This window comes from Paraburkholderia sp. EG286A, assembly GCF_040965375.1.
GTDB lineage: Bacteria > Pseudomonadota > Gammaproteobacteria > Burkholderiales > Burkholderiaceae > Paraburkholderia.
Window position 1 is genome coordinate 1,498,620 of the sequence record NZ_JBFRCB010000001.1, and the last position, 7,174, is coordinate 1,505,793.

General features: G+C 67.3%; 7 protein-coding genes. 3 read left to right on the top strand and 4 right to left on the bottom strand.

All coding sequences use genetic code 11. The features are described 5' to 3' along the window. Positions 1 to 2: 2 nt before the first annotated feature. A complete protein-coding gene (locus AB4Y35_RS06645) occupies positions 3 to 1,406 on the bottom strand; it encodes a PLP-dependent aminotransferase family protein (RefSeq protein WP_368703803.1) in 1,404 nt (467 codons plus the stop codon). A gap of 171 nt (positions 1,407 to 1,577) precedes the next feature. Between AB4Y35_RS06645 and AB4Y35_RS06650 the strand changes: the two genes are divergently transcribed. From AB4Y35_RS06650 to AB4Y35_RS06660, 3 genes are all read left to right on the top strand, one after another. After that, a complete protein-coding gene (locus AB4Y35_RS06650) occupies positions 1,578 to 2,906 on the top strand; it encodes an aspartate aminotransferase family protein (RefSeq protein WP_368703804.1) in 1,329 nt (442 codons plus the stop codon). Positions 2,907 to 3,131: 225 nt separating this feature from the next. Continuing rightward, positions 3,132 to 3,380 (top strand): hypothetical protein, encoded by a 249-nt coding sequence (locus AB4Y35_RS06655; protein WP_368703805.1) that lies wholly within the window; start codon positions 3,132 to 3,134, stop codon positions 3,378 to 3,380. Between the two features lie 44 nt (positions 3,381 to 3,424). After that, complete coding sequence (locus AB4Y35_RS06660) at positions 3,425 to 4,492, top strand: NAD(P)/FAD-dependent oxidoreductase (RefSeq protein WP_368703806.1); 1,068 nt, start codon at positions 3,425 to 3,427, stop codon at positions 4,490 to 4,492. A gap of 37 nt (positions 4,493 to 4,529) precedes the next feature. Here the strand turns inward: AB4Y35_RS06660 and pcaC are convergent, their stop codons facing one another. From pcaC to AB4Y35_RS06675, 3 genes are read right to left on the bottom strand one after another with little or no spacing between them, the layout of a single operon-like run. Beyond that, entirely contained in the window at positions 4,530 to 4,919 is a 390-nt protein-coding gene (pcaC, locus tag AB4Y35_RS06665; RefSeq protein ID WP_368703873.1) for a 4-carboxymuconolactone decarboxylase, read from the bottom strand. Further along, positions 4,919 to 5,707 (bottom strand): 3-oxoadipate enol-lactonase, encoded by a 789-nt coding sequence (pcaD, locus tag AB4Y35_RS06670; RefSeq protein WP_133184727.1) that lies wholly within the window; start codon positions 5,705 to 5,707, stop codon positions 4,919 to 4,921. The genes pcaC and pcaD overlap by 1 nt, the downstream gene beginning before the upstream one ends. A 29-nt stretch (positions 5,708 to 5,736) precedes the next feature. After that, positions 5,737 to 7,104: a 3-carboxy-cis,cis-muconate cycloisomerase gene (locus tag AB4Y35_RS06675; RefSeq protein ID WP_368703874.1), complete on the bottom strand. Its 1,368-nt coding sequence runs from the start codon at positions 7,102 to 7,104 to the stop codon at positions 5,737 to 5,739. Between the last annotated feature and the right edge of the window lie 70 nt (positions 7,105 to 7,174).

Consider the following 7,174-nt stretch of genomic DNA (forward strand, 5'->3'; position numbering starts at 1 on the left):
CCCTAGCGCGCGCGCTCGATGAACCGCCACAGCGCATCGTCCGTCGAATACGGCGCGTTGAAGCGAAACCACGCGCTCGGTTCGTCGTCGGGCCTGAAATAGGAGCCAGGCGCGAGCCAGATGCCGTCGCGCAGCGCCGCCGTGGCGATCGCGCCGGCCCGTTCGGGTTCGATGGCAAGGCGCGCCCAGACGAACAGCCCCGCGCGCGGCCGGTGGAAGATCTCGAGGCCCAGCGCGTCGAGCCGCTCCTCCACGCAGGCATGCGCGGCCTTCAGCCGTTCGTTCACGAGTTCGACATGGCGCGCGTGGCGCCCTTCGAGCAGGACCTTGTCGACCATGCGCTCGATGGTCGCCGACGAGGTGAGCCCCACCGCCATCTTCGCGCGCGCCAGCTCGCGCAGCACGTCGCGCTCGGCGACCACATAGCCGCAACGCAGCGAGGGCGTGACCGTCTTCGAAAAACCGCTGACGTACAGCACGCGCTGCAAACCTTCCATCGCCGCGAGCAGCGGCGCGCCAGGCGGCGCAAGCTCACGGCTCACATCGTCCTCGACGACCCACATGCGCTGGCGCTCGGCGATCTGCAGCAAGCGGAACGCGTTCGACATCGCATAGGTCGCGCCGGTGGGATTCTGCAGCGTCGTGTTCACGAAGATCGCCTTCGGCTGGTGCGCCGCCACCTGGCGCTCGAGCGCCTCGATGTCGAGCCCGGCGGGCGTGCGCGGCACGCCGTGCACCGTGAGCCCCGCGAGCTTGAGAATCTGCAGCAGATTGCAGTAGCCGGGGTCTTCCACGAGCACCGTGTCGCCGGGCCGCAGCAGCGTACGCACGATGAGATCGAGCCCCTGCGTCGCGCCCTGCGTGAGCAGGACGTTCGACACCTCGACAGGCAGCCCCTGGCGGTCCAGCTGCGCCGCGATGCGCTCGCGCAGCGGCGCGTAACCGTACGGGTGCCCGTAGTCGCCAAGCCGCACGGCCGGCACCCGGCTCATGGCGCGCAAGGCGTGCTGCAGGCCGCTTTCGTTGATCCATTCGCCCGGCACCCAGCCGCAGCCCGCCTTGATCGGCACGGAATGATCGGCGAACACGTCGGAGAGCAGCCAGGTCGCCGTCAGCGTGGGCGGCTGCCAGCCCGCCGCGCTCGCCGGCGCCGAACCGTTGCGGGGCGCCACGCGGTAGCCCGAGCCGCGCCGCGCGACGACGAAGCCCATCGACACGAGACGGTTGTACGCCTCGGTCACTGTATAGGTTGACAGCTCGTGCGATTGCGCGAGCTGGCGCACCGAGGGCAAAAGCGCCCCGGCGCGCAGCGTCTGCGCTTCAATCGCGCGCGTAAAGCCCTGCACGAGCTGCTCGACCAGCGTCGTCGTGACGCCGCGGCCGCGCTCCAGTTCGAGTTCGATCATTGGGAAAGCAAGCGTATAGTGCGAGGGAAAACCCGTACGATTCCGGGTGCCGACCAATACAGTTGGCGAGAATTGTCCAGCACGGTTTGCAGATCAGTATAGAGACTGTCTATGCCGTCGTTCAAGCCTCGGCGCTACAGTTGAGCCAAACCCACCTGAGGAGAAGCACGCATGACTTCGCGCCCCGTCATCGACGATCTCTCGTCGTTCTGGATGCCCTTCACCGCCAATCGCCAGTTCAAGGCCGCGCCGCGCCTGCTCGAATCGGCCAAAGGCATGTACTACCGCACGACCGATGGCCGCGAAGTGCTGGACGGCAGCGCGGGCCTCTGGTGTGTGAACGCGGGCCATGCGCGCGAGGAAATCGTCGCCGCGATCGCCCAGCAAGCCGCGACGCTCGACTTCGCCCCCACGTTCCAGATGGGCCACCCACTGGCGTTCGAAGCGGCCCAGAAGATCGCCGAAATCATGCCGGCCGGCCTCGACCGGGTGTTCTTCACCAATTCCGGCTCGGAGTCGGTCGACACCGCCCTGAAGATCGCGCTCGCCTACCATCGCGCACGCGGCGAAGGCCAGCGCACCAAGCTGATCGGCCGCGAGCGCGGTTATCACGGCGTGGGCTTCGGCGGCATCTCGGTGGGCGGCATCGCGCCGAATCGCAAGGCGTTTTCGGGCCAGCTGCTGCCGGCCGTCGATCATCTGCCGCATACGCATGATCTCGGGCACAACGCGTTCTCGAAGGGCCAGCCGGCCTGGGGCGCCCATCTCGCTGAAGACCTCGAGCGCATCGTCGCGCTGCACGACGCCTCGACCATCGCCGCCGTGATCGTCGAGCCCGTGGCAGGCTCGACCGGCGTGCTGATTCCGCCGCAAGGCTATCTGCAGCGTCTGCGCGAGATCTGCACGAAGCACGGCATCCTGCTGATTTTCGACGAGGTCATCACCGGCTTCGGCCGCCTCGGCAAGGCCACGGCCAGCGAGTATTTCGGCGTGACGCCCGACATCATCACGATGGCCAAGGCGATCAACAATGCCGCCGTGCCGATGGGCGGCGTGGCCGCGAGCCGCACGGTCCACGACACGATCGTGAACAGCGGCGCGCAGGGCGCAATCGAACTGTTCCACGGCTACACCTACTCGGCGCACCCGCTCGCCGCCGCCGCCGCGATCGCGACGCAGGACCTGTATCGCCGCGAGGGCCTGTTCGAGCGCGCCGGCGCGCTCGCGCCGAAGTTCGAGGCCGCCGCGCATGCGCTGCGCGGCGAGAAGCACGTGAAGGACGTGCGCAATCTGGGCCTCGTTGCCGGCATCGAACTCGACTCGCGTGACGGCGCGCCGGGCGCACGCGCTTACGAGGTTTTCGTGAAGTGCTTCGAGGCGGGCGTGCTGATCCGCTTCACGGGCGACATTCTCGCGTTCTCGCCGCCGCTCATCGTGACCGAAGAGGAAATCGCACGCCTGTTCGGCACGGTGCGCGACGTGCTCGCCACGGTGCAGTAACACGCGAGGCGCGAGCGGACCAACACTCGCGCCTGCTTTCATTTGGTAATCCGCCGCAAGGGCGGCCCGGGCTCGGGCCGCCTTTTCTTTTTTCGGCCGTGGGCGCGCGAGGACCGGGTTCAAGCACAGCGCGCGCCATCGGCGTATCGTTGCCCTATCCGCCATAAGAAACGCGATTGCGGCGAGCGCGCATCGACCGACGTGCGCTGGCCAGGAGGGAATCTCATGAAGATGCCAGTCCGCATCGGCACGCATATCGAGGGCGTCCACTGGATCGCCGAGTATGTGGAAGCGACCCATCAAATCCGTGTGTTCCGTGACGGCCGCGAGGTCGACACGATCCCCGCGCCCGCGGCCATGTTCGGCGAAGAGCGCGACGCGGGTTCGGCCAGCGACGCAGCGAGCCGCGCCGAGGAAGCCGCGCTGCTCGCCTGCCTGCGTCGTTACGTAGCCGACGTGCAGCCAGAAGAATAGTAGTCTTGATCATTGTCCCTGCCTCTTGCAAGGAGAGCTCGCCGATGAACGAGCGCAACGATCACTTCCCGCCGCAGCTCATCGAAACCGATGCGCTCATCATCGGTGCCGGGCCGGTGGGCCTTTTCCAGGTGTTCGAACTGGGCCTGATGGAAATCCACGCGCACGTGGTCGATTCGCTGCCGGTGGTGGGCGGCCAGTGCGCCGAACTTTACCCCGACAAGCCGATCTACGACATTCCGGCCGTGCTGATGTGCACCGGGCAACAGCTCGTCGATGCGCTGATGCAGCAGATCGAGCCGTTTGGCGCGACGTTCCATCTCGGCCAGGAAGTGCAAATCGTCGAGCCGCGCGCCGACGGCCGCTTTTTCGTGCAGACGAGCAAGGGCACGCAGTTCCTCGCCAAGACGGTGTTCATCGCGGCCGGCGTGGGCTCGTTTCAGCCGCGCACGCTCAAGCTGAACGGCATCGAGCGTTACCGCGACACGCAACTGTTCTATCGCGTGCGCGATCTCGAGCGCTATCGCGACAAGGACGTCGTGGTGTGCGGCGGCGGAGATTCGGCGCTCGACTGGGCGCTGCAGCTCGTGGACGTCGCGCAGAGCGTGATTCTGCTGCACCGGCGCGAGGGCTATCGCGCCGCGCCGGCAACGGTCGCGAAGATGCACGCGCTGTGCGAGGAATGGCGCATGCAGTCCATCGTCGGCCAGCTGACCGGCTTCGACGACGAAGGCGGCAAGCTCCAGCGCATCAAGGTGACGGGCGGCGACGGCGTCACGCGCTCGCTGGATCTCGATTACCTGCTCGTGTTCTACGGCTTGTCGCCGCAACTCGGCCCGATCGCGCAATGGGGCCTCGAAATCGAGCGCAAGCAGTTGCCCGTGGATACGGCGCGCTTCGAGACGAGCGTGCCGGGCATCTTTGCCGTCGGCGATATCAATACTTATCCGGGCAAGAAGAAGCTGATTCTCTCCGGCTTTCACGAAGCCGCGCTCGCTGCGTTCGGCGCGGCGCACCACGTGTTTCCCGAGAAGAAAATCCATCTGCAGTACACGACGACCAGCACGCGCCTGCACAAGGTGCTCGGCGTGGAGTCGCCGGTGTTCGACTGAACGCGGGGCGAGCGCCCCGCGCTTTGTCACCGCGCGATCAGGCCTGCTCGACGTCCTGCTCGCGGAAGATGCGGTCGGCGAGATGGAACGCCGAGTTCGCCGCCGGCACGCCGCAGTAAATCGCCGTTTGCAGCAGTACTTCCTTGATCTCGTCGCGCGTGACGCCGTTGTTGCGCGCGGCACGCAGATGCAGCGCCAGTTCTTCGCTGCGGTTGAGCGCGACCATCATCGCGATCGTCAGCAGGCTGCGCGTGTGGCGCGGCAAGCCATCGCGCGTCCAGATCTCGCCCCACGCGTAGCGCGAAATGAAGTTCTGGAATTCCTCGGTCACTTCGGTGCGGTTGGCGAGCGAGCGATCGACGTGCGCGTCGCCCAGCACCGCGCGGCGCACCTTCATGCCGGCTTCGTAGCGGTCTTCGTCGTTCATCATGCCCCCAGCAGGAAATCGAGCACGATCTTGTTGTACTCGTCCGCCAACTCGACGTTCGAGATGTGCGCGGCGTTCAGCTCGACGTAGCGTGCGCCTGGCACCGATTCGGCCAGTTCGCGCCCTTGTGCGGGCGTCGCGGCCAGATCGTGCGTACCCGAAATCACGAGCGTGCGCGCCTTGATCGACGGCGCCTCGCCGCGCAGGTCGGCGGCGTTGATCGCTTCGCAGTTCGAAGCATAGCCGTCCTTGTCGGTATGCACGAACACGTCGCGCACCTGCGACATCACGAGCGCATTGTTCGCGATGAATTCGGGCGTGTACCAGCGCGGCAGCACGGCTTCGGCGAGCGCGAGCATGCCTTCGCTGCGAGCCTTCGCGGCACGCGGCACCCACACTTCCGGCGAGCCGATCTTCGCGGCCGTATTGCACAGCACGAGACGATCGATGCGGTTGGCGTAACGCGCGCCGAGGCCGACGCCGGTCAGGCCGCCCATCGAAACCCCGACGAAATGCGCGCGTTCGATGCCAAGCTGGTCCATCAGGCCGATCACGTCGCCGGTCAGCTGCTCGATGGTGTACGGGCCCAGCGGCGCCGCCGAGTGGCCGTGGCCGCGCGTGTCGTAGCGCAGCACGCGGAAGTGCTTCGTGAACTCGACGATCTGCGGCGTCCACATCGACACGTCGCTACCGAGCGAATTCGACAGGACCACCCATGGCGCCGAATGGTTCTCCGCACCGTCGATGCGGTAGAACAAATGCGTGTCGTTGACGGCTGCGTATGGCATGCGTGTTACTCCTCGTATGTCTTCTATGATCAATGGGACGCGCGTTGCTTTGCGTTCGCTTCGTGCGATGCGAGCACCGCGTCGACGAAAGCATGCGCCTGCCCCACGTAATTGGCCGGATCGAGCAGCGCCTTGAGGCGCGCTTCGTCCAGGTGCCTCGTGACGGCGGGTTCCGCCGCGAGGACTTCGTACAGCGTGCGGCCGCTTTGCACCGCGGATTTCGATGCGCGCTCAACGAGATGATGCGCGTCCAGACGCCCGATCCGGTCGCCGAGCGCGAGCATCACGGCTTCGCCGAGAATGAGGCCGTGCGTGATGTCGAGATTCGCCGCGAGCCGTTCTGGCCGCACTTCGAGTCCGGCCGTGATCTGTTCGATCTGCGCGAGCGCGCCGCCGGCGAGGCGCGCGAGATCGGGCAGCGCATCCCACTCGGCTTGCCAGCCGCCGAGCGCGCGCTCGTGTTCCTGGACCATGCCCGCGAACACCGTCGCGACGAGGCCCGGCGCGCGCGCGGCAGCCGTCAGGACAGCGGCGCAACCCACCGGATTGCGCTTGTGCGGCATGGTCGAGGAACCGCCCTTGCCTGCAGCCGCCGGCTCGCCCAGCTCGCCGATTTCGGTCTGCATCTGCAGGGAGATGTCACGCGCGATCTTGCCGAGCGTGCCGATGAGCATGCCGAAGAACGACGCGGCTTCGGCAATGCGGTCGCGCTGCGTGTGCCACGGCAAGGCCGGCAGCGCGAGACCGAGTTCCTGCGCGAGCGCGGCGCTCACCGCCGGGGCGGCGTCGCGCAGGCTCGCGAGCGTGCCCGCCGCGCCGCCGAACTGCTGCACGAGCGCACGCTCGCGCAGCACGACGAGGCGTTCGCGATGGCGCAGTACCGCGTCGAGCCATTGCGCGAACTTCAATCCGAGCGTGATGGGCAGCGCCTGCTGCAGCCACGTGCGCCCGACCGCCGGCGTCGCGCGATGCGTGCGCGCGAGGTCCGCCAGCGTTGCGCAGAGCGCGTCGATGCCGCGCTCGATCAGCGCGAGCGCGTCGCGCAACTGCAGCACGGTGGCCGTGTCGATGATGTCCTGGCTCGTCGCGCCCCAGTGAACGTACTTGGCGGCTTCGGGGTCGGCGGCCTTCACGCGCGCCGTGAGCTGCTTGACGAGCGGGATCGCCAGGTTGCCGCCCAGCGCGGCGTCGCGTGCGAGCGCCGGTGCGTCGAGCTGATCCGCCGCACAGGCTTCGACGATTGCGGCCACGGCCGACTGCGGAATCACGCCATGCGCCGCCGAGGCGCGCGCGAGCGCCGCTTCGACGTCCAGCATGCGTTGCAGCGTGGCATTGGGAGACCAGACCGCGTTCATCGGTTCGGTCCCGCAGATCAGGCTCGTGAGGCGTTCAATCATGGAGTGTGGCGGGTGCGAAAAGCGGGCGTTCGGAGACAGCCGGAACGAAGCGGGCGCGGGGGCCCGACAC